We start from the raw sequence: 22,936 nt of genomic DNA on the forward strand, positions 1-22,936 counted from the left end.
CTTGATGTACAACGACCGAAGACTATCACTTAGTTTGATTAACGATTCTGAAGACATACAGCAGATTGCACACTAATTACTCTCTCAGTATCCCTGGTTTTGGATCATCTTTTTCTTGGAATACTCTTACTGTTATTGGCTCGAACTGATACTACCACAGCACCCAAAACTGAATGGACAGCCATTCCCTTACAAGAACTGTTAGAGGATGGGGTAGAATTTTTGGAATGGGAGGCTGAAGCGAAGAATATTGCTCTCAAGTCTAATTTAGAATCAGGTGTTTTTGTGAAGGGGGATGCATCCCAGCTCAGGCGTTTGTTTAGTAACTTGCTGGAGAATGCCCTGCAATACACGCCATCCGGGGGAACTGTTCTCCTTTCTATGAGTAAGGGTGACACCTTTGCGATAGCTACTGTTGAGGATACTGGCATCGGTATTGCCCCAGAACACCTATCCTTCATTTTTGATCGCCTTTGGCGGGAAGATCGGGCGCGAACTTACCGGGAGGAGGGTTCGGGACTGGGTTTAGCGATCGCTCAAGCCATTGCCCAGCGTCATGGGGGAGAAATTACTGTCAGTAGTGAGTTGGGTGTCGGTAGCTGCTTTAAGGTCCTTCTGCCGATGGTTTAGGAAGCATCTATAGCAAAGTGCTGAGTGTTGAGAGGATGTCTGAAAAGTGCTAAACATTACTCGATCCACCCGAGTTCTTTACCTTTTCCATTTATGTTCTTAACTAGAGCCTGCCCATGTGATTACTAAAGTCAGAGTTTGATTAAGATTTCCGGAGGAAATTCCTATGGTTCGTGCCTTTCGTAAATACCATCGCCTCATTGCGATCGCTGTCTGTTTACCTTTACTTCTGACGGTAATCACCGGCATGGGCTACACCATTTTCGATGAGTGGTTCCACCAAGACGAGATAGCGGAGTTTCTGATAGGAGTTCACACTTTCAAAATCTTAGGACTAGAAACAATTTTTCCAATTTTGAACGGTTTAGGATTGATTGGCTTGCTAGTCACGGGTTTGAGCATGACGGGTTTGTTTAAAAAACGCTCCCAGTCGAAAAAAGCAGATCTTCACTAACTTACTTCAGTCCACTCCTTCAATTTTTGTAATAAATTTTAATACAGGAGAGTACCCCGATGAATCCTACATTGATAGTCCGTCCTGCGGTTAAAAAAACGGCCGTTTTTTTGTCGGCTACTGTTCTAGGCATCTTTGCCCTAGTTGGTTGTTCCCAACAACAACCATCCGCTACAGTTGAGCCATCACAACCCACTACACAAGAAGCATCTAAACCGGAGTCAAAGACCCTTGAAAATCTACAAAGAAAGAAAATTTAGAACAGGCAATCAAAGGGGAATCTTACGAACGGGATGAAATGTACCCGGAGTTCATCAAGCAGGCAGAGGCAGAGGGGAATAAAGACGCGGTTCAAACGCTAACCTATGCAGTAGAGGCGGAAGCCCAACACGCCAAACTTTATAGGGAAGCCCAAAATAACCTTGAAGCGTGGCGAGAAGCGCAAAAACCCTTCTATGTCTGCACAGCTTCTGGGGAAAACGGCAGCGTAACCACTGCGCTATTAACAAAAACGAAAGGAAGAGTGACAAGTGACAACAATGAGTGGCAAAAAAATTTTGATGCTCGTTGGTGATTTCGTAGAAGATTACGAAGTGATGGTGCCGTTCCAAGCACTGCAAATGGTTGGGCATACCGTTCATGCTGTATGTCCAGACAAGAAAGCTGGAGAAACAATCAAAACAGCCGTCCACGACTTTGAGGGGGATCAAACCTATAGCGAAAAACCCGGTCATAACTTCCAACTCAACGCTACCTTCGATGAAGTAAAAGCCCAAGACTACGACGCCCTAGTTATTCCCGGTGGACGAGCACCAGAATACATTCGCCTCAATGAAAAAGTATTAGAGATTACCCGCCACTTCGCCCAAGCGAATAAGCCCATTGCTTCGATTTGCCACGGCTTGCAGGTTTTAGCCGCCGCTGGTGTATTGGAAGGCAAAAGCTGCACCGCATACCCTGCTTGCGGTCCCGATGTAACCCGTGCTGGGGGACTCTATAGCAACATTCCAGCCCATGAAGCCATGGTAGACGGAAATTTAGTAACAGCTCCAGCATGGCCCGCCCATCCAGCTTGGTTGTCAGAATTCCTCAAACTGTTGGGAACGAAAATCGAGCATTAAGAGATGGTTGCTGTCTAGTGTAGGGGAAGAGACAAGGGGACAAGGGGATTTTTGAGGTTTTACTCATCTCCCCATCTCCCCATGTCCTTTCCTCCTTTAGGCAGAACTCATTCCAGAAAAACTGCGCCATTATATAGATGCTAGGTTTTAAAGTACCCAAATTGCAAACTATTGACCTACTCCGATAAAACTCTAATTAATCATGGCTGATTCTATTAAAAATCAAGTTACGGCTGATATTCAAAAAGCAAAAGAAGAAGGTCAACTCCGCTCAGAGCGAGTTAAGGAAATCGTCAATGCTGCCGTATCTAAAGCCGCAGCGGAATTTAAGGAAGGCTCAGTCGAAATTCGGACAATTGCCAAAGATGCTGTATCGGCAGTTATTGAAAATTTGAAAGAAAGAGGAGGAGAGATTAAAGAAGAGGTGACTGCCTCAATTGAGGGAGCAATTGAAGCGATTAGCAGTGCAAGACGGCAATCTATTGCTAAAACGCAGGACGAAGTTAAAAAGCTGCAAGCTCAAATAGATGCTGAAGAAACTGAACTGCAAACTGAGCTTGATACCGTCCTAATGGATATCGAAGAAACTGGAAAGGATACCTCGGCTGAGACTAAAGCTTCGATTGAATCGGCTATCAACACTATCAAAGACAGTGAAGAAGTCTTTCTCCTGCGAAAGCGCTATGCCCAACTGCAAACTCAACTCGCCATTATCCAAGCTAACTTGTCGGCACGCTACGGAGAACGCTATGGAGAGGTGAAAAAGTATCTAGATGATGCAAAAAATTGGTATGAAAAAACTCAACCAAAAGCAGAAGTTGTCGCCGATCAAGTTAAGCAAAAGCGAACGGACTTTGAGACTAAACTAGGTGAAGCTGGTACAGCCTTGGCTAAAAAAGAACAGCGGGTTCGACAGTTGCTGAAAGAATTGTGGCACTCAGTAACTGAAGTCTCTGACGAGAAGTAGCTTTCTAGGAGAATAAGACAAGATACACAACAGGAGTCAGATTAGTTCTGACTCCTTATTTCTTATTTCTGTCAGCCAACCCTTTGACGAAACGAATGGTATAGCTGTCGTCATAAAGGTTAAGAAAGATTTAACGGCTCAAACAACCACCTAGCACTAATAAACCTTCTGTCTTTTGCTAAAACAGCGTCATTCTTCCCCGGCTGTACTAAAACTTCTTCTCTGCAATGGCGAGCAGTTTAATACGTTCCTTCAGCCGTTTGTTCTCCATACTTGGTAATAACCCAAACAGCATGAATAGAACCAGGAATCCAACCCAAGACCGTTAGCATGATATTAATTAAAAATGCCGTGCTAATTCCGGTCGTCAAGAAAACTCCTAGAGGAGGAAGTAGTATGCCTAAGATTATTCTGAGTAGCTTCATATTATGCCTCTATTGTTTCGTTTGCTCACACTAAATTTAACTTTATTATCTTAGATTGCTAGGTGAAGAACCTCCATCGTAAGGACTATTCTTCTTAACTCCGTACTCTATCTAGGGAATGGCTAAAACTAGCTTTTGCGGAAGTCGGCGTTTAGGTGTAGATTTAGGACTTTAATGCAGTAGCTTTTCATCTGGCTCACGCCCAAGATATCCCATATCCTGGTTGACTGACAAAACTTAACCCCCTCATCCTCCAACCCCTTCTCCCTGTATGGGGCAAGGGGAACCGCAATAGTTGAAGCCCCTCAAAGTCCCTCTCGATAGAGCGGGAGAGGGATTTAGGGTGAGGGCAAAAGACTTGTGTCAGTCAATCAGCCCCACACTCTACCCCCTATAGCCCATTGAACCTCATTGTATCGCTAGCAACATCAGTTATCTCCCAAATCTCTCTTTGTAGAGAGGGCATAAACTCAATTATCTTAGAGCATTGATAGTGTTTGCGCACAGTACAATTTTGCAGTTTATTAAGTGTTCAGAACTCAATAACTGTCAAAAAAAAGGCGAAACTATCCCAATAAACTGATCAAGATAAGGAGAGTCCCATGACAATTACACCTAATCGTATTCCTCCCCAGTCGCAAGAAAAAAAACCGGGTTTGGAATCAGAAATGACACCCCAACCCATGTACGATAACCCGAATTATCAGGGAAGCGGTAAGCTACGTGGCAAAGTGGCTTTAATTACTGGCGGAGACAGTGGTATTGGTCGTGCCGTTGCTGTTCTTTATGCCAAAGAAGAAGCCGATGTTGCTATTGTCTACCTCAACGAACACGAAGACGCGCAAGAAACCAAGCGTTTAGTGGAAGAACAGGGTCAAAAATGCCTACTTATCCCTGGGGATATTAGTGGCGAAAAGTTTTGCCAGGAAGCTGTACAGAAAACGGTTGACGAGTTTGGAAAACTGGATATTCTGGTCAACAACGCTGCCGAACAGTATCTGGAAAATACCCTTGAGGATATCGATGCTGAACGATTAGGAAGTATCTTCAGCACCAACATTTTCTCAATGTTTTACTTTACCAAAGCAGCCCTTCCCCATCTCAAAGAAGGAAGCTCTATCATCAACACCACCTCGATTAATGCCTATAAAGGCAACTCTAGCTTAATCAGCTATTCAACCACGAAAGGAGCCATTCTTGCCTTTACCCGTTCTATCTCTCAAACCCTTCTAGAAAAAGGCATTCGCGTCAATGGCGTTGCTCCGGGTCCGATTTGGACACCTTTTATTCCCGATACTTTCCCCGCCGAACAAGTCGAAAGCTTTGGCAAACAAGTGCCAATGCAGCGTCCAGGTCAACCCGTAGAAGTCGCAACTAGCTTCGTTTTCCTAGCCTCAGAGGATGCCTCTTACATGGCAGGTCAAGTATTGCATCCTAACGGAGGTGTTGTAGTCGGAGCTTAGGCAGTGTGAAGCCGTTTTCGAGGACGAGTCCCTGCTTTTGTTGGCTTGTGGGTGTTCTTGGGTGTGGATTGTGTTTGGGACTTTGCCCGGTTACTGCGACCTTGTTTTGATCGCTGACGCTTCGGTTGAGCTGCCCCAGGCTGGGCAATTGATGTTGGCTCGTATCCTGGAATCACATCTTTGGCAAGGGTTTGATTGAGCAATCGTTCAATGTTCTTTAAGAGTGGGTATTCATCGCTACAGACTAGGGAAACAGCTCGTCCAACATTTCCAGCACGACCTGTACGACCAATACGATGCACGTAGTCTTCTGGTACATCGGGTAGTTCAAAGTTGACTACGTGAGGGAGCATCTCGATATCTAGACCCCGAGATGCCACATCGGTGGCAACTAATACCCGCACTTTCCCCTTCTTAAACTCTTGCAGGGCACGGGTGCGGGCTGCCTGACTTTTGTTGCCATGAATTGCAGTTGTTTTCAGCCCATCTTTAGCCAACTGCTCGGCGAGACGGTTGGCTCCATGTTTGGTGCGGGTAAAGACTAGCACCTGTTGCCAGTTGTGGAATCCGATCATATGAGAAAGCAGTTCTCGCTTGCGCTCGTGATCGACAGGATGAACAACCTGTTCTACTTGTTCAGCAGCAGTATTGCGGGACGCTACTTCGATCAAGGTTGGAGACTTTAGCAAGGTGTTGGCAAGTTTCTGAATTGCTTTCGAGAAGGTAGCAGAAAACATCAGCGTTTGCCGGGATGGGGGTAGCTTCGCCAAAATTTTGCGGATGTCGTGGATGAAGCCCATGTCTAACATTCGATCACATTCATCCAGCACCAGTATCTCTATCTCGGAGAGATCAAGGGTCTTTTGTCCAAGGTGATCGAGCAAGCGACCAGGCGTAGCAACTAGAATATCAACCCCCCGGCGCAGGGCTTGAATTTGTGGTTTAATTCCGACGCCGCCATAAACCACTGCCGAGCGCAAAGTCAGGTATTTGCCATAGGTTTGGACGCTATCGCTGACTTGGGCTGCCAGTTCGCGGGTAGGGGTGAGGATGAGGGCGCGGGGCGTGCGATACCCCCTGTTGGGGTTGGTGGTGCTCAAGAGTTGCAGTAGAGGCAGGGTAAAGCCAGCCGTCTTTCCCGTTCCAGTTTGGGCGCTGGCAAAAACGTCCTGCCCTTGTAGAATGGCGGGAATTGCCTGTTGCTGGATGGGGGTTGGCTCAGTATAGCCCTGGTTAGCAACTGCACGAAGCAGTTCGGTCGAAAGACCGAGGTTACGAAATGTCATGAATGTGATTGCTCCTAGTGGTGCCCCTACCCCAAATTCAATACCTGGGACCAGTCTAAGAGCAGGAAATTTGTAGTTGAGTTGGATGGCTTGAATAAGCTCGCGTTCCAATGTGTCAGCAACAGACCGGAATGTACTGACAGACCCTAATCTTAACTCATATTTTGCCCCCTCATCCTACCTCTCTCGCATTCAGCGAGATTCTTTGACAATTGTGTAACTGTCCATCCGGCATAGTCGTGCCGCTGAGGTTGGCTCCGTCGAGATTAGCTCCGTCGAGATTGGCTCCACTGAGATTGGCTCCACTGAGATTGGCTCCACTGAGATTAGCTCCACTGAGATTGGCTCCACTCAAGTCTGCCCAAATCAAATTGGAGTTGCTCAAGTCTACCTGACTCAGGTTAGATCCTTGGAGGTTGACTCCAGGGAAGTTAATGCCGCTTAAGTCTATTCCCGCTAGGGAGACTTTGGGAGCGATTAAGTAGGCTCCAGCATGACTGGGATCGAATTCTAGGGGAAATTGGGTTTGCTCGTTATAGAGAGCGCGTTGTAAGTTGACCCCCTTCAGGTTGGCTTCGCTCAAATCCAACTCATACAAGTACGTGCCACTGAGATTGCTCTCGCTGAGATTGGTTCCGTTTAAGTTAGCTCCTCGCAAATCTACGGCAATTAAGTTAGCCCTGTAGAGATTGGCTCCGTTGAGATCCGTACCAACCAATCTAGCCCTCATTAGATTCGCTTGACTCAAATCTCCACCAGTCAGACTAGCGAAACTCAGGTTGGCTCCAATCAGATTAGCGCCCATCAAGTCAGCGCTGCTTAAGTCAGCTCCCCGCAAGTCAGCTCTTTCTAAGTCGGCTTCTTGCAGGTTAGCCGTTGCAAAGGTGGTGCGGTTTAAGTTAGCCTGCACTAGATTAGCTTGACTCAGAATTGCCTGGGAGAAATCTGCTTTCTTGAGGTTGGCTTGATTGAAATTTGCTCCATTCAGGTCAACTTGATAAAAATCCCGTTCTCCCCTTGCATACTGCTCCAAGAGTTCCTCAGGAGTCATTATTGCTTACCTCTGTTGCTTTCTTGCCACCAACAGCCAAGTCACTCTGTCTTAACAGTCAAGTTGCCCTCACACTGCGTAGCTTGCCGTTTGGCATCAGCTACACCCTTGACGAATGACTTAGTAGAGCCCCTGAGGATTATCGTGTTTATTCTAATGATAAAATAATACATCACTCTTAGAGTTTGATTGCATCACTTATTTGGGATGAATGGCACTGACTTCAAAGTTTGCGATAAAGGAGGCGATCGCTTCCGGCACGCTTTGTCCCAAGGATAAATCAAGGTTATGTCTGTATCACCTTTGCAGGGTTGGCAGTGCAGGCGGGAGTGAAGTCTGCGATCGCTAGCCTGTGGTACGTTAGCGATGAAGGCACCCTAGCGCTCATGAGCCAATTTTACGATCAGTGGTTGGTAATACGTGGTGATGGGGAATGGGGAGGCAAGCTGTTGTACAGTGTAATTCTCTAGACTCCAGTAGGCTCAACCATGTCCTCTCTGCAACGACTAATCGACACAAAAAGCCAACGCAAAATCAGTCGAACCCTTTGGTTTGAACGAATCATGGCGATTCTGGCACTGCTCAACCTAATTTTAGTGTTCTTCGACTTGACTTACGTTCCCCTGCGAAATTTCTGGCTACACCGCAGAATACAAGTTTTTAGCTTTGAAATCGGTCCTTTTGAGTCTGAAGGGTTTCCCGTGCCGATTCCGATTCCCGATATAACCCCCCTGTATGATCCCATCAAAGGTATTGAACCCTACCGAGATACTCAACTGTATTTGGAAACCGTTAATGAGTTGCAACAAGAGCTTAAGCTGCCACAAGAGTTGATCACTGGCGGCTTACGCTCACCAGAGGTTGAGCAACAACTTCTTGTTAAGCTACGAGAAGACTTGCGATCGCCAGAAGTCGAAGTCCTCCTTGCCGAGCTGCGCGATCGCTCTGAAGACATGATTGATACCAACCCATTTCAGGTTGCTGAGAAAACTGGCACCCTAGAAAGAATTAAAAATAGGATACGTGCAGAGGTTCCCAATGAAGAAGATTCTGCCAAAGAAGCCTTTCTGCAATTCTGGAGCGAAGATTACCTCGCTGAAAACCCTCTCCAAAAACTTAACTTTTTTAACGAAGAAATTAAACCTCTACTAGAAACTAATTACTACCGTCCCATTGGAGAAACTGGGGATTTTGTAAACTATTTTGGCGTGATTGATTTCCCATTTTTCGCTTTATTTGCTACAGAGTTTTTAGCTCGAACCTGGTTTATCAGTCGCCGCCGCACGGGTGTCAGTTGGCTTGATGCGATGCTGTGGCGTTGGTATGACATCTTTTTGTTGATTCCCCTCTGGCGCTGGTTGCGAATTATTCCTGTCACTATTCGCCTCGACCAAGCTAAGTTAATCGATCTCAGCGCCATTCAAAAACAAGCCCGTCAGGGATTTGTTGCTGAAATCGCCGGAGAAATGACTCAAGTCGTCGTGATTCAAGTCATTAGCGAAGTTCAGCGGTCAATTCGCCAAGGGGAGTTTGCCAATTGGCTCACACAACGGGAGGTTCGACCCTATATCGATATTAATAATACCGATGAAGTAGCGACACTAACCAAACTCGTGATGCAGATGACGGTTTATGAGGTTCTCCCCAAAATTCGCCCCGATGTCGAAGCCTTGCTCGAACACAACCTGCAAAAAATTCTCAATCAATCCCCAGCCTACCAGAGATTAGAGCAACTCCCCGGTTTGGGAGCCTTCGGAAACCAACTCACCGAGCGATTAGTCAAAGAAATCACCCAAGCCCTCTACGATGGACTTCACAAGGCATTTGAAGAAGACCCTGCTGGTGACCAACTCCTGCAACAACTAATCAAGCACTTAGGCGAAGCCTATGGCACTCAAATACAGGCAGCAAAAACACTAACCGAAATTCAGTCCTTGCTTACCGATCTGTTGGAAGAAGTTAAGATTAATTACGTTGAGCGCCTATCTGAAGAAGATTTAGAAGAAATCTTAGAACAAACCCGCGCCCTTCGTCAAATTGCTCAACGGTAGCTCATTTCAGAAGCAGCGTTGCCACAAATAGAGCAGATTGCGCTAAACTCAAACATAGCTAGAGAAATGGGAAAAAACTCCCGTAGGGTAGGGCATACCCGAACGCTAGGTAAACTATCCTAGTACGCTTGGAGAGCCGTCCGTAAGTGGGCAGTGGTTATAAGACTAAGAAAGACTACAGCTCGGGCGGGACATGAGATATAAGACCTCAAGTAGGGGGAACCCAAAAGGGGCGATTTCAGCTCAAGAATCTCACCATTATAATTCTAAAAAGATTATAACGGTGAGAGTGCCAATCGTCGCTAGGCTTTTTGGCAAAATTTTGCCTGGAGGTGGGTTTAACCCACTTTTTTTGTTGAAGTTTTTCTATGACTCATCCCCTGATTCCACAACTAATTGATTTAGCCACCCCAGTCGCTGAAAAATTGGGATTGGAGGTAGTTGGGGCAGTTTTTCAAACCAACAGACACCCACCCGTGCTGCGGGTGGATATCCGCAACCATCACGGCGACATCGGCGTCGATGAGTGCGAACGTATGAGTCGGGCTTTAGAAGAAGAGTTAGATGCCGTTGATCTGATTCCAGACGCCTACGTCTTGGAAATTTCGAGTCCCGGAATTCCGCAAGAGCTAACCACAGACCGAGAGTTCATTTCCTTCAAAGGGTTTCCCGTCATTGTCAAAACGTCAGAACCTTACGAGAACCATCAAGAGTGGCGAGGGCAATTGATTCGGCGAGATGAAAGCGGAGTTTACCTCAACCAAAAAGGTCGAGCGATCGCAATTCCCCGTCAGCTCGTGACCCGCGTGCAGCTAGACGATAAGGATTGAGCCGAGTTTTGTCGTTGGTTGGGCGGACGAGACAAACAACCAACCATCAACAACTAACACAACGTGCATTGCACGTAAAGGAGATTCGCCTATGTCAATAGTTAATTTGCCCGGACTCAAACGGATGATCGAAGAGATCTCTCAAAGTCATAACCTACCCAAGTCCGCTGTTCAACAGGCGCTGCGAGAAGCGCTTCTCAAAGGCTACGAACGCTATCGTCGGGCGCAACGCCTCGATCGTCATCATTTTGACGAAATCTACTTTGACAACTTTGAAGTCGATCTTGATGTCGAAGAAGAAGGCTTCCGTGTCCTCTCCACCAAAACCATAGTTGAGGAAGTCAGCAACACCGACCATCACATCTCCCTCAAAGAAGTGCAGGAAGTGGCACCTGAGGCGCAAGTAGGTGACTCAGTTGTTTCCGATGTCACTCCAGACCAAAGTGAATTCGGTCGTATGGCTGCCATTCAAACCAAACAAGTTTTGGCACAAAAACTGCGAGACCAACAACGCAAGCTCATCCAGGAGGAATTTGAAGAACTCGAAGGCACGGTACTTCAAGCAAGAGTCCTGCGGTTTGAACGGCAATCGGTGATTCTGGCGATCACTAGCGGCTTCGGTCAGCCCGAGGTAGAAGCAGAACTACCCAAGCGGGAACAGCTTCCCAACGACAACTATCGCATTAATAGCACGTTTAAGGTCTTTCTCAAAAAGGTGCGCGAAGGTCCTCACCGAGGACCTCAATTGATCGTCTCTAGAGCCACTGCTGGTTTGGTGGTCTACCTATTTGCGAACGAAGTCCCCGAAATTGAAGACGAGGTAGTACGCATTGTCGCCGTAGCACGGGAAGCCAATCCTCCTTCTCGTCATGTAGGACCAAGAACTAAAATTGCTGTCGATACCTTAGAGCGAGATGTAGACCCAGTAGGTGCTTGTATCGGTGCTAGAGGTTCGCGCATTCAAGTGGTCGTCAATGAATTGCGTGGCGAAAAAATTGACGTGATTCGCTGGTCTCCTGATCCGGCAACCTATATTGCCAACGCCCTCAGTCCGGCACGAGTCGATCAAGTGCTGCTTGTAAATCCAGAGAATCGTCAGGCTCACGTTTTAGTCGCAGAAGACCAGTTAAGTTTGGCGATTGGCAAAGAAGGGCAGAATGTCCGTCTTGCTGCCCGTCTCACCGGTTGGAAAATTGACATTAAAGATGGTGCCAAGTACGACCACGAAGCCGAGCATCGCAAGATCATGCAAGCAACGGCGGCTGATGTTGAAATAGAACCGGAGGATGAGGAAGAAGAACTAGAACCCCTGACTGCCGAAGAGTCTCAGGCAGATGTCGAAAATTCCGAACCACTACAGGAAGAAGACGTTGAAGAAGAAGAAGACGTTTTAGCTTGATTTTTAGTTAGGGGTACTGAAGTGGCAAGGGGAGCAAAGCCAATTAAACCCTATCACTCTCCTACCACACTCCTTCCTTAGTAGAGAACACCTACGCTCGCACCCGACCTATGAAACCGAACTACCGACGCTGCTTGAGTTGTCGTAAAGTGGCACCTAAACAGGCGTTCTGGCGGGTTGTCCGAGTTTATCCATCGCGGCAAGTACAATTAGATGAAGGGATGGGACGCTCTGCCTACCTTTGCCCTCAAGTCAGTTGTCTGGCAGCAGCTCAGAAAAAAAACCGACTAGGGCGAGTGTTGCGAACATTGGTGCCGGAAAAAGTCTACCAAACCTTGTGGCTGCGTTTAGAAGCCACATCCGCCGACTCCCAGTCGGCAAGCGGTAGTAAGATTCCCCCACAAAAATAGTTGCCAAGGGTATCGATGAAACCTAAGCAATCGTTAGGATAGTAGAGGAGCGATCGCCCAAACCATCAATTTTCTGTCTTGGAGGTGAGTCTAAAACCGAAACAGCAAGCCATTCACAAGTCACGTTCAACTTAGCACTGTGCAAAAGACCCTTTTGTTTTGTTAAGATTTGTGGAAAATTAGAAAGTAAGGGTTGGATAAGAGTGTAGAAAGTCTTAACTCAACTAATAATCAAAGAGTTAATCAACTTTTCTGTAAGATTTAGGTTGTTGAGCGTTCGGGCAAAGCACCTTCATGAAAGCTCTCGATTTTACCCATTAGGCGCAAAGTCAATGAGAAAGCAGTCATTCGAGCATTTAGCTATGGTGTAACAGCAATTATGTACGACGGGGGAATACTGGATGAACAACGGCAAAGTCAGAATTTACGAACTATCACGGGAATTAAATTTGGATAATAAAGACATTTTGAATATCTGCGAAGGACTTCATATTGCAGTTAAGAGCCACAGTAGCACAATTACAGAATCGGAAGCGGAACGCATTCGGGCAGCGGCGGAAAAATACGCTGAGAGTACCACAGCGCTCAAAAGCCGTGACCGAACTGTATCAAGTGAAGGCAGTTCCAAGTTCCCATCTAATAAGAGCGGACGTCCTAATCCTCAGCAGCGGAAGAATCAAATCTTGAGCCTCAAGCCTAAGTCTCCTAACAGTTCTAGCTCTCAACAGGGAGTTCCTCAATTGGCAAGCCCTCCCACTCCCCCCGTCAAGCCTTCAGCTAATTCACCCCATCCATCGCTCCAACTCAATCGACCCCAACGAGTGAGTGAGCCGGAACAAGAGTCTACACCTGAGTTGGTAGATAAACCGGAATTTCAGGATTTTCAGGAAGAAGCTACCTCAGACCAGACGGTGGAAGAAAAACCTCAACTCATCCAACCGCCTGTTAGACCATCGTCACCCAAAGCTCAAGCGCTTCAAGTTGAGCGACCAATTCTGAAACGCGATCGCTCGGAAACAGCACCTTCAGAGGCGGAAGGTTCTCCAACGGCGGCGAGAGCGACCACTCCAACTCAAACGCCAACTCCCTCTAAACCTTCCTCACCAGCACGTCCGAGTGCGCCCACACCATCGATTCCCAAACTGCAAGAACCGCCAAAACGAAGTCGCCCCAATCGTCAAAGCGACCATGACATAGCAGCAGTGGGTTCCGAAGCCGAAGAGTCGGACGACAACGTCCTCGAAACGCCAGATTTGATGGAAACAAAGGTCAGGCGACCGACTCCTCCTCGTCAAATCAAAAAGAAAGAATGGGAGGATGAGGAAGAAGACCAAGAAAAGCTCAAGTCTGGAAAAGCAGGTGCGAAGCTCAAGCGGCGACCTCAAATTCTGGAAGAAGAGGAGGACGAGGACTTTGAATCTGAGCAAAATCAACTGAATGCTCCAGTCTCAGTCAGCCTTTCAATCGCTCGTCCTCCTAAACCTAAATCTCGACCTGGACAGGCGGGAGCAATGCCAGTTGCAGCGACAGCTAGCCAGCGGAAAAGACCGACGGCAAAAGGCAGTGGCGGAAAACAGGAGAGTCGCAATCGCCAGCGAGAGAAGAAAGCTGTACCAGAACGCCCAGAAAAAATTGTTTTAACCGATTCTCTAACCGTCCGAGAATTTGCTAGCAAGTTAAATCTGGCTGAAACTGAAATTATCAAAAAGCTGTTCTTCAAAGGAATGGCGGTCAATATCACTCAAAGCCTGGATCTTCCTACTGCCAGAATGATTGCTGAGGAGTTGGATGTTGAAGTAGAAACACCCATTAAAGAATCTCCTGCCACCAAAACAGGAACAATGGGTACCGAAGACATGGAAAACCTGATTCGGCGTCCGCCTGTTGTCACGATTATGGGTCACGTCGATCACGGCAAAACCACGCTGCTTGATGCGATCCGCGAAACCAAAGTAGCGCAGGGAGAAGCAGGTGGGATTACTCAGCACATTGGCGCTTACCACGTCGATGTCGAACACGAGGAGCAAACCCAACAGGTTGTCTTCCTCGATACCCCAGGTCACGAAGCTTTCACGGCTATGCGGGCACGGGGAGCGCGAGTGACAGACATTGCTATTCTGGTCGTTGCCGCCGATGATGGGGTTCAACCCCAAACCATTGAAGCAATCAGTCACGCAAGAGCGGCTAAAGTTCCCATCGTTATTGCTGTCAACAAAATTGATAAAGCCGAGGCTCAACCCGACCGAGTTAAGCAAGAATTGATGGAACACGGTTTGGTGCCAGAAGAGTGGGGCGGCGACACGATTGTAGTCCCCGTGAGCGCTATCCAAAAAGAAAACCTGGATACGTTGCTGGAAATGATTCTGTTGGTAGCCGAAATCGAAGACCTCAAGGCAAACCCGAATCGACCTGCCAGAGGTACAGTCATTGAAGCTAACCTCGATAAAACCAGAGGTCCAGTTGCCACGCTCTTAGTTCAAAATGGCACCTTGCGAGTGGGCGATACCCTGGTAGCGGGTTCCGTCTTGGGTAAGGTACGAGCCATGATCGATGACCGGGCAGCGCGAGTGGAAGCGGCTAGTCCTTCCTTTGCCGTTGAGATACTCGGATTAAATGATGTCCCAGAGGCGGGTGATGAGTTTGAGGTCTTTGAAAACGAAAAAGAAGCCCGCTCAGTTGCTTCAGACAGATCAGATGAGCAACGGCTGTCTCGCCTGGAACAGGTAATGGCATCACGCCGCGTTACCCTCAACAGCCTGTCTGCTAAAGCGAAAGAAGGGGAACTCAAAGAACTCAACTTGATTTTGAAGGCGGATGTGCAAGGTTCGGTTGAAGCAATTCTCGGTTCCCTCCAACAGCTACCGCAGAATGAAGTGCAAATCCGAGTTCTGCTAACTGCTGCTGGTGAAATCACCGAAACGGACGTTGATTTAGCCGCTGCTAGTGGCGCTGTGATTATTGGCTTCAATACCGCCCTGGCTCATGGCGCTCGACAAGCGGCTGAACAAGAAGGGGTTGACGTGCGCGAATACAGCATCATCTACAATCTCTTAGATGATATTCAAGGCGCGATGGAAGGTCTCTTGGAACCGGAGCAGGTCGAAGAACCGCTCGGTCAAGTTGAAGTGCGAGCTGTCTTCCCAGTCGGTCGCGGTGCCGTTGCAGGTTGCTACGTCCAGTCTGGCAAAGCTATTCGCAATTGCCATATCCGAGTCCGACGAGGTGGCAAAGTCATCTACGAAGGTGTTCTAGATTCCCTTAAGCGGATGAAGGATGATGCCAAGGAAGTGAACGCTGGTTACGAATGCGGAATTCGCATTGATCGATTCAATGACTGGACTGAAGGTGACATCATCGAAACCTTCAAGATGGTAACTAAGCGCCGAACCTTATCAGCCTCTTAGTCGGTGGTGATTGGTTGTTGGTGATTGGTTGTTGGTCAAAGCATCTCTACTCAACAACCAATACCAATCAACAACAGATGAAGGACAAATGACAAAGGACAAAAGTATGCGCTCCTTCTGGACTGAACCGTTCTTATGGATTCATCTGGCTGGTTTGGCGGCAGTACCCCTAACCTTAGAGCTGCTATGGCTGGGACTGGCATTTGGTGAACCCCTATTGCCAATGGGATTAGAACTGCTGATAGTAGCCACTATCGGTATTGTCCCCGTGTTGGGGATGCAGTTAACTCGCCCTTTTGATATTTTCAGTCTACTGTTTCTAGCACTCAAGCCAGAACGCCTTAGCGAGGAGCAGCAACGCCTCTTGAGCTTATTTAAGCGGAAGACAAGCAAGTTCTGGGCAATTGCGGCGGCGGCTTTCATGGCGTGGGTACTATGGCAAATTTACCAAGTAGCACCTATGGCAGCAGGGGTTGTTCCTCTAGCACCCAGATGGCGCGTGGTTGGATTGTTGGGAGCAGGATTGGCGTTTCTGTCCAGCAATTTATTTTTGCAAGTGCCGCTGAGTGTTGTCCAAGTCTTGTTCACCAGCGAAGCAGAATGGGCAACGACTAAACCTTATCCCCTAGAAAAAACGCCTAAAGATTTTACAGTACCGGGTTTGCGAGTTAATCGAATTTTGCCCGTCACAGTCCAACAAGAGACAGCTAATGTGATAACATCCCCCTCTTCAGAGTCATCCTCTCAACCCCTGTGAGTGAGTGAAGTTGGCTTACATCCAAGGATAAGAACTGGGAAAGGGTAAAGGATGATTTTTTCCTGCCTCCCATCGGTCTATAGGGTTTCTCTATCTGGTGAGGTACACCCTGATGAAGGTAGGGAGTAGGGAATTTACCTCATGTAAGTGAGAACTGCCATATATCAAATTTATGTGAAATTGCAACAAGATGTTGCAAAGCACACAATCTGAAAACGAGGATTAGGTTATGTTAAATGTAAGGCTAAAGATGCATTTAAAAATCCAGGTTTGATGATTTTGAGGAAATTTTTTAAGGTTTTATGAAAAGAACTGCAACTTCTGAATCGAGCCAATTCTATCAAGACAGCCAAATCTGGGACAGTCTCAAGCAAGCGATCGCTAAAAGTTCCGGGTTTCAGCGCTGGCAAGTGGAACATTCGGTTAACGACCAACTTCCACCTGACAACCTAGAGGGTCGAGTGCGCCGATATCTACGTGAAACTCTAGAGACTTTGGCATACTGAGCGGGTAATCATAAATTAGTTATTCCATCAAGAAAGGGGAAAAAGGATTTCTTTTTCTCCTTCTTCACTTTAAAATAATGGCAATGACGGTAGATTGCCGATGACTCGCCTGATGTATTTAACAATCTCAAGCAAGCGATCGGCTTCAACCTCTACGTCTGGAGTGGGATAGTTTTCTAAGACTTCTATTAATGTAAGGCTATTATCAGGCAGTGCTGACAACACCAAGGCAGAGCGCAGTGATTCTCGATTGGCGCGATCACTAGGAGTATGAATTACCTCACTGGCGCGATCAAGCATTACTTCTCCAACCGGACTATTGAGAATTCGAGACAGCAGGATACCATTGACTTGAGTCTCTTGCGTCAATGCATTCCGCAACGCTTCAGGTTCTTTTCCCGCTAACTTTAAATAAGCTCGTAGAGAGGATGACAGTTCACCGGTTTCGGCAAAGGTGGATAATTCTGCAACTGACACGGTTTCTCTCAAGAAACGATATTTGAGTACGACTGACTCAGCAGCATCTGCTGGAGAACTAAACAGTAAAGCACCGATGAGTGCAGCTATACCCAGAAGGGAACGCAGTGATGGAAGTAGATAGTAACGATACATTTTCTTTTCTTTTTTGCGCCTTAACCTTCCTAAGGATGGAACATCCCATCTGGCATGAGAGCGCTGTTCAACTTGGCGTACTCTAGTCGGGTATTTTTCAAGTCAGCATTTCGCAAATCAGCGCCTCTCAAGTCAGCAGAGTTCAAGTTTGCGTTGCTCAAATCAGCCGCCCTGAGATCGGCAAATCTCAAATCTGCACCTGTTAGATTAGCACTCGCTAGCTTTGCCAAATTTAACCCAGCTCCCGCCAGGTTTGTATTCGTCAAATTGGCACCAATTAAACCCGCAACAATGAGATTGGCTCCAGTCAAATTCGCCTTGGTGAGATTGGCATAAATCAAGCTAGCACCACTCAGATTGGCTTCTTCAAGGTTAGCACGCCTCAAATCGGCACGGCTGAGATTAGCTCCCGAGAGATTAGCACGCCTCAAATCAGTATTGCTCAAGAGTGCATCTGAAAGTTGAGCACTACTGAGATCGCACTCCACACAGCTTCCTGTTTGTCGCAACTGTTCGAGGTGTACGGGGTTCAGGGCTGTCACAGGGTTTTGCAGACACAGAGAAGTTAGGAGGGTGGCAGTGACAAAGAGGTGTGATTGCATAGGACTTCCTTGAAATGTCATTTATCAAGCCAACCCGAACAGGCGGGAGGAGGAATCAAGGACTGATTTATCTAGGAATGATGACTTATGACAGGATGCAATAGGCTCTGGTAGTGTTCCAACTCAATTTTAGTTTATAAATAATTCGGCTCATGACTGATAAGATGCAAGAATCTTTATGCCTATGATTCCTATCACCTCAATCAAAGTCAATCATCACTAATCTTGCCAGCTCACGATCACCTGTGGTTGAGAAGAAATTTTTGATAGTGAGATCTATACTGGCAGTTTACCAGTCACTGAGCTGCGACTATGAGGATTGGGCGATGCTTGAAAGACTACTATTAGCGATCGCGGTTACTTTCTCGGTGTATATATCTGTAGAAAGTGGCTTTTACAAAACACCTATGTCTTCAGTACTGCAGCAACTGCCAGCAACACCGGAGCGCAGCTTAGGTCAGTGACAATAACACAAAACCCTTGGAGTAATGGGTAATGAGTGATTCTCAATTACCCGTTACCCTGCTTAAATACCAATAGCCACAGCAGTCATGACGATTAGCACAGACTTATGGCAGTCAAACCAAGACTTGGCACAAGCTTGTTTAGAAAACCCGTTTGTACAAGGCATCGCCACTGGCACCCTCGAACGGGTCAAATTTGCCTACTATGTGGGTCAAGATGCCTTTTTTCTAGAAGCTTTCGCTCGTGCTTACAGTCTGGCAGCAGCTAAATGTCCAGACTGGGAGGGATTTAATACCTTTCACTATCTTGCTGGTGGTGTTCTTGAAGAACTTCGCCTCCACCAAGGTTATGCAACCGAGTGGGGAGTAGATTTGCAGCAAGTCGAACCCGCCACCGCTACGCGCCGCTACACGGATTTTTTACTGGCAACTGCCTGGGGAAATGATATCGGTTTAGTTACTGTAGCGATGACACCCTGTATGCAATTGTATGCATTCTTGGGTCAACAATTAGCAAAGGATGGGATTCCCAACCACCTCTACGCTAACTGGATTCGCACCTATAGCAGTCCGGAATTTGAGCAATTGGCTGAGCAGCTAGAGAGTTTGACTGAACGATATGCAACAACCCTATTGTCATCTGTAAAATCTATCTATCGCTACGCTATGGTCTGCGAGCGAGACTTCTTTCAGGCAGCCTGGATTTCTTGATAGCGTATATAATTTATCCAGCAACGGATTTGAACAAGCAGGATTATGGGTAAATTGCCAGACTTTATCATTATCGGTGCGGGGAAATGCGGCACAACTTCATTGCATAGCTATCTCGATCAACATCCTCAAGTTTATATTTCTCCTCAAAAAGAAACGTTATTTTAAACCCTTCGCGCATCAAAAAATTAAGATTTGCTTATACGACGACCTGTGTAAAGATTCTGTTAGCTTTATGCAAGATTTATTTAGATTTGTGGAAGTCGATGATAGTTTTGTTCCAAATATGAGTCAAAGGGGAAGAGAAGGAGGACTTCCTAAAAATAAAACTTTAAACGATCTGTTGATCAAACCCAATCCATTGAGAAGTTCTATTGCCTCTGTTATGAAATTAATTGTACCACTACAATTTCGGCAAAAAATTAGAAATGATATGGTTAAGAAAAACACCTACAAAGCCCAACTTTCTCCAGAAGCAAGAAATAAATTAATTGAGATTTATCGAAGTGATATTTTGAATCTTCAAGAGCTAATTGATAGAGATTTATCACACTGGTTAAAAAGTTGATGAAAGATTTAAAAATTCCTCTATAAGGTTAATGAGATAGAGTTAATCAAAATCTGAGCTTCATTTTTTCTAGAATTTTTTTCCAGAAATTACTTTGGGCTTCAGGGGGCAAAGACTCATCCTCTGGCATCTGTTCCCCTAAATAGCGGTAATATTTCCAGATATCCCAATAAGGACATCCAGCTTGGATACGAATGCCTGCCCAATGTAAGTATTGCAGGGGTTGATTAACATTGGGATCAATGACTTGATGTCCTTGAATTTGGAAATGTTTGCTGCCTGCCCAACTTCCTGGCGCACCACCCGCTCTGCGGACAATATTAAATCGGCGCGGCACCTGTTTTAATATCATATAGTTGATGATGGGTTGGTCGGAAGTCTTCTGAGAAAAGTCAAAATATTCGGGATGAGCGGCACATTCGGCAAAGGTTTTATATAAAATTTCTTCGGAAATTAGATTTTTCTTAGCACCCCAAAATCCACCATTAAAAATATCTTTGATATCACGCTCATCCAATACCCCATCTTCGATTATCTTAGGGGTAAAAACGTTTCTTATGCCACCGCTATGTTGGTAGTCGTAGCAAATAAAATCATAATCATCTAGAAAGTCAGTCGTATCTATTATTTTATCAAAGACAACAATATCAGTATCTATGTAAATAAATTGATCAAAGGCTCCAAACCAACACGCTTGTTTCCGAAATTGATTAGGTCTTGCAAAAAAGCCCTTGCCAAAAATCTGGTACAACTGATTGGAAAGGCGGTCTATAAATTCTAAATCTTGATAAATCTCCACTCCATAGGAATCTTGGAGAATTTTGGCGATCGCTTGATAATTATCATCGTAGGGAATTAAAACGATTGGGGTATCCGGATCGTGCAAGCGAATACTCTTGAGGAGTGCGATCGCCTGATCAAGAACCTTGTCATTTGCCGTAATATAAATGCCACGACTCATTAAAATATCCTCATCAGGTTAATTTTAGTTTGCGTAAAATGCGAGCTCCTAAACTAGGGGGTTTGTTGTAAGGTTGGGGTTTCGTTTTAAACTGTGGTTTCTGCTCTGGTTCATGAAGATAGCGATAATGCAAAAAGATATCGCGGTAAGGGAAATCTAAGTTTTCTCCAGCACACACTCTTTGAATCAATTTAGAGGAAACACCAATATAGTGAAGATAAGTCAAGCGTGTCTCTTTGTCATACAAAAGATGATTGCGCTTTTCAAAATGTGATGATGTTACAGAATTTCCAGTTCGCTGATTTTCTGGTAAATGTAAAGCTAAGTTATAAACGGAAATACCAGAGCGCATGACGAGGTAGTTGAGAACTGATTGATTAGGAGCCGATGGGTATAATACTTCTGCTTCTCCCGACTCGAGTTGAGAAACTAACCATTTTCTTTGCTCTGGAGGCAATAAACCTCGCTTAGAGGCGTAAAATCCCGCACAGAAAATTTCCGAATTCAGTTGATTTTGATCAAAAACATTTAATAAGTTAGGTGAATTTTGATTGTAAATATGAGAAATATCGTTATATTGGAAATCGTAAACGACAAAATCATGTTGATTTAACGTATCAAAGATTGTATCTAAAGAGTTTAAAACTAAAACATCAGCATCAAAGTAAGCAAACTTTTCAAAGGGACTGCTCGGATCAAATGCACAGTAACGTCGGTTCATCCCTATTCGATAAACTCCATCTATGCCTTTTTCTTGCCACGATTTTAGAGCATAGGGATGTGCTTGCCAAACTTGAAGGGAAAAATTTTCCCATCGAGCAAATATTTTTTTATCTTCAAAAAGTTCTACATTTTTCCTCGTCTTAACTGCTTCGCGAACCCTATCGATCCGATCGTCGTAGGCAATTACATAGACAGGTAATGCTGTTCCTATGTTCGTTTCAATACTATTGAGTAGCGCTACAAGTTGATCGTAAACAACATCGTTAGCGAGTGTATAAATTCCTTCTGTCATCAGGTTTACCCCAGCTTTTCTACTAAATTAGATAAGAAGTTGAGCAAATTCAATTCGTGAAGAATTACCTGACGGGCTTCCGCTATCGCTGCCCGACGTTCGTGCCACACATCCAGTGTAGCTGTCACCTCCTGAATATAAGCAACACCTTTTTCATCCAGGCTGGGTAATCGCAAGAAGCTTCCTGGTGGCAGCAATTTATCAGCCGCAGAACTCCCGTAATAAATAGGCAAACACCATGCTAGCAAAGCATCCCAAAGCTTTTCGCTGACATACCACTCATTCTCTGCATAGTTTTCGATTGCTAAGTTATAGTAGTAGGGAGCCATTACATTCCACTTATTATCAAATTGTCCATACCCACCCGCCCAATCGGGTAGCCTGCGACCATACAAGTCAAAGTCTAGCTCACTCTCTCTTAATCGCTTCAAAAAACTCAAACGCCTGCGATGTTCAGCCGTGCGATCGATACCAGAAGTCATCCAACAGCAGGGTTTCTCCTTTTCTGGTGATGCCATCTCATTGAGTTCTCGAAACGAATTGGCATGATACCAGATGGCAGGCATATAGTTAGGAACAGGAGCAAAGTTATCGGGACCCGATACATACCCACAATAAGCCTGGGCACATTGGTATTCGGCAAGTCTTTTCCTACGCATTTTTTCAAAAGGAGGCTCTCTTACTAGAGAAACGATCCGCTCTCTGGGAACTCCCCGCAAAAGAGCGGGCATATCGATGTCTTTCTCCCCAAATGGCTTTCGGAATCGACTTAAAAAACTTCTATTTTGGTGTTTTTTAGAATTTAACTCTGGAAAATTGTGGAAATTGTACAGCAATAAAAAGTCAGGATTTTTGGCAGTTGCCAGCATTTGGATGTTACCCCAGACTCCAAAAGGATGTGGTGTTTGTTGCCACAACCAATCAGTCTTGCTTACCCCTGTATAGCTGCTAATCATTCCGACAATTTTTCTGCCCATGCTATCTCGTAATTCTCTAGTTTTGAGAGTTAATTTTTATACAAAATAAAATAAAGACGACTGGATAAAAGTTGTAGTCGATTTCAATGGACTTAAGCTATTAGCCCGGAGTTTTAACTCTGGGCGGGTTTTCGGGTTTACTGACAATGGTGCAAGATGTGAGATGACCTACAGTATAGCCTAAACATTTTGACAACTGACCTCTCTAGGTATTACCCACATCTGATGAAATCCTGTAGGGGTAATGCATAAGCTTGTAGTACAGAGTTTTG

28 protein-coding genes are annotated in these 22,936 nt (G+C 45.8%); 20 read left to right on the forward strand and 8 right to left on the reverse strand.

What is annotated here, in order from left to right:
• Window positions 1-135 precede the first annotated feature (135 nt).
• The 6 genes from IQ257_RS04000 to IQ257_RS04025 all read left to right on the forward strand — a co-directional run bounded on the left by IQ257_RS04000 (window position 136) and on the right by IQ257_RS04025 (window position 3,172).
• Window positions 136-630 carry a sensor histidine kinase gene (locus tag IQ257_RS04000; protein WP_228060415.1) on the forward strand — a complete coding sequence of 165 codons (495 nt, stop codon included), beginning with the start codon at window positions 136-138 and terminating at the stop codon, window positions 628-630.
• A 166-nt stretch (window positions 631-796) separates the two neighbouring features.
• On the forward strand, window positions 797-1,084 hold the full coding sequence (locus IQ257_RS04005) for a peptidase (protein ID WP_193872397.1): 288 nt from the start codon (window positions 797-799) through the stop codon (window positions 1,082-1,084).
• 59 nt (window positions 1,085-1,143) lie between these two features.
• Window positions 1,144-1,344: a hypothetical protein gene (locus IQ257_RS04010; protein ID WP_193872399.1), complete on the forward strand. Its 201-nt coding sequence runs from the start codon at window positions 1,144-1,146 to the stop codon at window positions 1,342-1,344.
• Window positions 1,345-1,382: 38 nt separating this feature from the next.
• Window positions 1,383-1,658 (forward strand): hypothetical protein, encoded by a 276-nt coding sequence (locus IQ257_RS04015; protein ID WP_193872401.1) that lies wholly within the window; start codon window positions 1,383-1,385, stop codon window positions 1,656-1,658.
• A complete protein-coding gene (locus IQ257_RS04020; RefSeq protein ID WP_193872403.1) occupies window positions 1,624-2,205 on the forward strand; it encodes a DJ-1/PfpI family protein in 582 nt (193 codons plus the stop codon). The genes IQ257_RS04015 and IQ257_RS04020 overlap by 35 nt, the downstream gene beginning before the upstream one ends.
• Before the next feature lie 202 nt (window positions 2,206-2,407).
• Window positions 2,408-3,172: a histidine kinase gene (locus IQ257_RS04025; RefSeq protein WP_193872405.1), complete on the forward strand. Its 765-nt coding sequence runs from the start codon at window positions 2,408-2,410 to the stop codon at window positions 3,170-3,172.
• A 239-nt stretch (window positions 3,173-3,411) separates the two neighbouring features.
• Here IQ257_RS04025 and IQ257_RS04030 read toward each other — a convergent pair whose 3' ends face one another.
• Window positions 3,412-3,597 (reverse strand): YqaE/Pmp3 family membrane protein, encoded by a 186-nt coding sequence (locus tag IQ257_RS04030; protein ID WP_193872407.1) that lies wholly within the window; start codon window positions 3,595-3,597, stop codon window positions 3,412-3,414.
• 602 nt (window positions 3,598-4,199) lie between these two features.
• Between IQ257_RS04030 and IQ257_RS04035 the strand changes: the two genes are divergently transcribed.
• Window positions 4,200-5,060 (forward strand): SDR family oxidoreductase, encoded by an 861-nt coding sequence (locus tag IQ257_RS04035; protein WP_193872409.1) that lies wholly within the window; start codon window positions 4,200-4,202, stop codon window positions 5,058-5,060.
• Here IQ257_RS04035 and IQ257_RS04040 read toward each other — a convergent pair.
• Together IQ257_RS04040 and IQ257_RS04045 are read right to left on the reverse strand one after the other, a co-directional pair.
• Window positions 5,057-6,346, reverse strand: coding sequence for a DEAD/DEAH box helicase (locus tag IQ257_RS04040; protein WP_193872411.1), 1,290 nt, complete (start codon window positions 6,344-6,346; stop codon window positions 5,057-5,059). The genes IQ257_RS04035 and IQ257_RS04040 overlap by 4 nt on opposite strands.
• Before the next feature lie 172 nt (window positions 6,347-6,518).
• On the reverse strand, window positions 6,519-7,397 hold the full coding sequence (locus tag IQ257_RS04045; RefSeq protein ID WP_193872413.1) for a pentapeptide repeat-containing protein: 879 nt from the start codon (window positions 7,395-7,397) through the stop codon (window positions 6,519-6,521).
• Between the two features lie 211 nt (window positions 7,398-7,608).
• Here IQ257_RS04045 and IQ257_RS04050 point away from each other — a divergent pair, with 211 nt between their 5' ends.
• The 9 genes from IQ257_RS04050 to IQ257_RS04090 all read left to right on the forward strand — a co-directional run bounded on the left by IQ257_RS04050 (window position 7,609) and on the right by IQ257_RS04090 (window position 16,754).
• Window positions 7,609-7,746 carry a hypothetical protein gene (locus tag IQ257_RS04050; protein WP_193872415.1) on the forward strand — a complete coding sequence of 46 codons (138 nt, stop codon included), beginning with the start codon at window positions 7,609-7,611 and terminating at the stop codon, window positions 7,744-7,746.
• On the forward strand, window positions 7,727-7,867 hold the full coding sequence (locus IQ257_RS04055; protein WP_322744174.1) for a CHAT domain-containing protein: 141 nt from the start codon (window positions 7,727-7,729) through the stop codon (window positions 7,865-7,867). Before IQ257_RS04050 ends, IQ257_RS04055 begins: the two co-directional genes overlap by 20 nt.
• A gap of 18 nt (window positions 7,868-7,885) precedes the next feature.
• Window positions 7,886-9,448, forward strand: a complete 1,563-nt coding sequence (locus tag IQ257_RS04060) for a hypothetical protein (RefSeq protein ID WP_193872417.1) — start codon at window positions 7,886-7,888, stop codon at window positions 9,446-9,448.
• Between the two features lie 368 nt (window positions 9,449-9,816).
• Window positions 9,817-10,278, forward strand: coding sequence for a ribosome maturation factor RimP (gene rimP / locus IQ257_RS04065; RefSeq protein ID WP_193872419.1), 462 nt, complete (start codon window positions 9,817-9,819; stop codon window positions 10,276-10,278).
• A gap of 91 nt (window positions 10,279-10,369) precedes the next feature.
• Window positions 10,370-11,677, forward strand: a complete 1,308-nt coding sequence (gene nusA, locus IQ257_RS04070) for a transcription termination factor NusA (RefSeq protein ID WP_193872421.1) — start codon at window positions 10,370-10,372, stop codon at window positions 11,675-11,677.
• A gap of 110 nt (window positions 11,678-11,787) precedes the next feature.
• A complete protein-coding gene (locus IQ257_RS04075; RefSeq protein WP_193872423.1) occupies window positions 11,788-12,087 on the forward strand; it encodes a YlxR family protein in 300 nt (99 codons plus the stop codon).
• 401 nt (window positions 12,088-12,488) lie between these two features.
• Entirely contained in the window at window positions 12,489-15,491 is a 3,003-nt protein-coding gene (infB, locus tag IQ257_RS04080) for a translation initiation factor IF-2 (protein WP_193872425.1), read from the forward strand.
• Window positions 15,492-15,579: 88 nt separating this feature from the next.
• Window positions 15,580-16,248 (forward strand): low-complexity tail membrane protein, encoded by a 669-nt coding sequence (locus IQ257_RS04085; protein ID WP_228060417.1) that lies wholly within the window; start codon window positions 15,580-15,582, stop codon window positions 16,246-16,248.
• 302 nt (window positions 16,249-16,550) lie between these two features.
• Window positions 16,551-16,754 carry a hypothetical protein gene (locus IQ257_RS04090; RefSeq protein WP_193872427.1) on the forward strand — a complete coding sequence of 68 codons (204 nt, stop codon included), beginning with the start codon at window positions 16,551-16,553 and terminating at the stop codon, window positions 16,752-16,754.
• A gap of 69 nt (window positions 16,755-16,823) precedes the next feature.
• Here IQ257_RS04090 and IQ257_RS04095 read toward each other — a convergent pair whose 3' ends face one another.
• On the reverse strand, window positions 16,824-17,366 hold the full coding sequence (locus IQ257_RS04095; RefSeq protein ID WP_193872428.1) for an alpha/beta hydrolase: 543 nt from the start codon (window positions 17,364-17,366) through the stop codon (window positions 16,824-16,826).
• Between the two features lie 29 nt (window positions 17,367-17,395).
• Complete coding sequence (locus IQ257_RS04100; protein ID WP_193872429.1) at window positions 17,396-17,968, reverse strand: pentapeptide repeat-containing protein; 573 nt, start codon at window positions 17,966-17,968, stop codon at window positions 17,396-17,398.
• Window positions 17,969-18,294: 326 nt separating this feature from the next.
• Here IQ257_RS04100 and IQ257_RS04105 point away from each other — a divergent pair, with 326 nt between their 5' ends.
• The 4 genes from IQ257_RS04105 (at window position 18,295) to IQ257_RS04120 (ending at window position 19,711) form a co-directional block, all read left to right on the forward strand.
• A complete protein-coding gene (locus IQ257_RS04105; RefSeq protein WP_193872430.1) occupies window positions 18,295-18,432 on the forward strand; it encodes a hypothetical protein in 138 nt (45 codons plus the stop codon).
• A gap of 87 nt (window positions 18,433-18,519) precedes the next feature.
• Window positions 18,520-19,143, forward strand: a complete 624-nt coding sequence (locus IQ257_RS04110) for a TenA family protein (RefSeq protein ID WP_193872431.1) — start codon at window positions 18,520-18,522, stop codon at window positions 19,141-19,143.
• A gap of 45 nt (window positions 19,144-19,188) precedes the next feature.
• Window positions 19,189-19,311: a sulfotransferase gene (locus tag IQ257_RS04115; protein ID WP_193872432.1), complete on the forward strand. Its 123-nt coding sequence runs from the start codon at window positions 19,189-19,191 to the stop codon at window positions 19,309-19,311.
• 67 nt (window positions 19,312-19,378) lie between these two features.
• Window positions 19,379-19,711 (forward strand): hypothetical protein, encoded by a 333-nt coding sequence (locus tag IQ257_RS04120; RefSeq protein WP_193872433.1) that lies wholly within the window; start codon window positions 19,379-19,381, stop codon window positions 19,709-19,711.
• Window positions 19,712-19,757: 46 nt separating this feature from the next.
• On the opposite strand, the gene IQ257_RS04125 is transcribed toward IQ257_RS04120, so the two are convergent.
• From IQ257_RS04125 to IQ257_RS04135, 3 genes are read right to left on the reverse strand one after another with little or no spacing between them, the layout of a single operon-like run.
• Window positions 19,758-20,672, reverse strand: coding sequence for an Npun_R2821/Npun_R2822 family protein (locus IQ257_RS04125; RefSeq protein ID WP_193872434.1), 915 nt, complete (start codon window positions 20,670-20,672; stop codon window positions 19,758-19,760).
• 13 nt (window positions 20,673-20,685) lie between these two features.
• Entirely contained in the window at window positions 20,686-21,687 is a 1,002-nt protein-coding gene (locus IQ257_RS04130; RefSeq protein WP_193872435.1) for an Npun_R2821/Npun_R2822 family protein, read from the reverse strand.
• A gap of 5 nt (window positions 21,688-21,692) precedes the next feature.
• Window positions 21,693-22,664 carry a glycosyltransferase family 10 domain-containing protein gene (locus tag IQ257_RS04135; RefSeq protein WP_193872436.1) on the reverse strand — a complete coding sequence of 324 codons (972 nt, stop codon included), beginning with the start codon at window positions 22,662-22,664 and terminating at the stop codon, window positions 21,693-21,695.
• Window positions 22,665-22,936 lie beyond the last annotated feature (272 nt).

Source organism: Coleofasciculus sp. LEGE 07092 (assembly GCF_015207375.1).
Classification (GTDB): Bacteria; Cyanobacteriota; Cyanobacteriia; order Cyanobacteriales; family Coleofasciculaceae; genus LEGE-07092.

Coding starts and splice junctions, on each gene's coding strand:
- IQ257_RS04005 (WP_193872397.1), top strand. CDS start 797: ATGGTTCGTGCCTTTCGTAAATACCATCGCCTCATTGCGATCGCTGTC.
- IQ257_RS04010 (WP_193872399.1), top strand. CDS start 1,144: ATGAATCCTACATTGATAGTCCGTCCTGCGGTTAAAAAAACGGCCGTT.
- IQ257_RS04015 (WP_193872401.1), top strand. CDS start 1,383: ATGTACCCGGAGTTCATCAAGCAGGCAGAGGCAGAGGGGAATAAAGAC.
- IQ257_RS04020 (WP_193872403.1), top strand. CDS start 1,624: ATGAGTGGCAAAAAAATTTTGATGCTCGTTGGTGATTTCGTAGAAGAT.
- IQ257_RS04025 (WP_193872405.1), top strand. CDS start 2,408: ATGGCTGATTCTATTAAAAATCAAGTTACGGCTGATATTCAAAAAGCA.
- IQ257_RS04030 (WP_193872407.1), bottom strand. CDS start 3,597: ATGAAGCTACTCAGAATAATCTTAGGCATACTACTTCCTCCTCTAGGA.
- IQ257_RS04035 (WP_193872409.1), top strand. CDS start 4,200: ATGACAATTACACCTAATCGTATTCCTCCCCAGTCGCAAGAAAAAAAA.
- IQ257_RS04040 (WP_193872411.1), bottom strand. CDS start 6,346: ATGACATTTCGTAACCTCGGTCTTTCGACCGAACTGCTTCGTGCAGTT.
- IQ257_RS04045 (WP_193872413.1), bottom strand. CDS start 7,397: ATGACTCCTGAGGAACTCTTGGAGCAGTATGCAAGGGGAGAACGGGAT.
- IQ257_RS04050 (WP_193872415.1), top strand. CDS start 7,609: ATGGCACTGACTTCAAAGTTTGCGATAAAGGAGGCGATCGCTTCCGGC.
- IQ257_RS04060 (WP_193872417.1), top strand. CDS start 7,886: ATGTCCTCTCTGCAACGACTAATCGACACAAAAAGCCAACGCAAAATC.
- rimP (WP_193872419.1), top strand. CDS start 9,817: ATGACTCATCCCCTGATTCCACAACTAATTGATTTAGCCACCCCAGTC.
- nusA (WP_193872421.1), top strand. CDS start 10,370: ATGTCAATAGTTAATTTGCCCGGACTCAAACGGATGATCGAAGAGATC.
- IQ257_RS04075 (WP_193872423.1), top strand. CDS start 11,788: ATGAAACCGAACTACCGACGCTGCTTGAGTTGTCGTAAAGTGGCACCT.
- infB (WP_193872425.1), top strand. CDS start 12,489: ATGAACAACGGCAAAGTCAGAATTTACGAACTATCACGGGAATTAAAT.
- IQ257_RS04085 (WP_228060417.1), top strand. CDS start 15,580: ATGACAAAGGACAAAAGTATGCGCTCCTTCTGGACTGAACCGTTCTTA.
- IQ257_RS04090 (WP_193872427.1), top strand. CDS start 16,551: ATGAAAAGAACTGCAACTTCTGAATCGAGCCAATTCTATCAAGACAGC.
- IQ257_RS04095 (WP_193872428.1), bottom strand. CDS start 17,366: ATGTATCGTTACTATCTACTTCCATCACTGCGTTCCCTTCTGGGTATA.
- IQ257_RS04100 (WP_193872429.1), bottom strand. CDS start 17,968: ATGCAATCACACCTCTTTGTCACTGCCACCCTCCTAACTTCTCTGTGT.
- IQ257_RS04105 (WP_193872430.1), top strand. CDS start 18,295: ATGCTTGAAAGACTACTATTAGCGATCGCGGTTACTTTCTCGGTGTAT.
- IQ257_RS04110 (WP_193872431.1), top strand. CDS start 18,520: ATGACGATTAGCACAGACTTATGGCAGTCAAACCAAGACTTGGCACAA.
- IQ257_RS04115 (WP_193872432.1), top strand. CDS start 19,189: ATGGGTAAATTGCCAGACTTTATCATTATCGGTGCGGGGAAATGCGGC.
- IQ257_RS04120 (WP_193872433.1), top strand. CDS start 19,379: ATGCAAGATTTATTTAGATTTGTGGAAGTCGATGATAGTTTTGTTCCA.
- IQ257_RS04125 (WP_193872434.1), bottom strand. CDS start 20,672: ATGAGTCGTGGCATTTATATTACGGCAAATGACAAGGTTCTTGATCAG.
- IQ257_RS04130 (WP_193872435.1), bottom strand. CDS start 21,687: ATGACAGAAGGAATTTATACACTCGCTAACGATGTTGTTTACGATCAA.
- IQ257_RS04135 (WP_193872436.1), bottom strand. CDS start 22,664: ATGGGCAGAAAAATTGTCGGAATGATTAGCAGCTATACAGGGGTAAGC.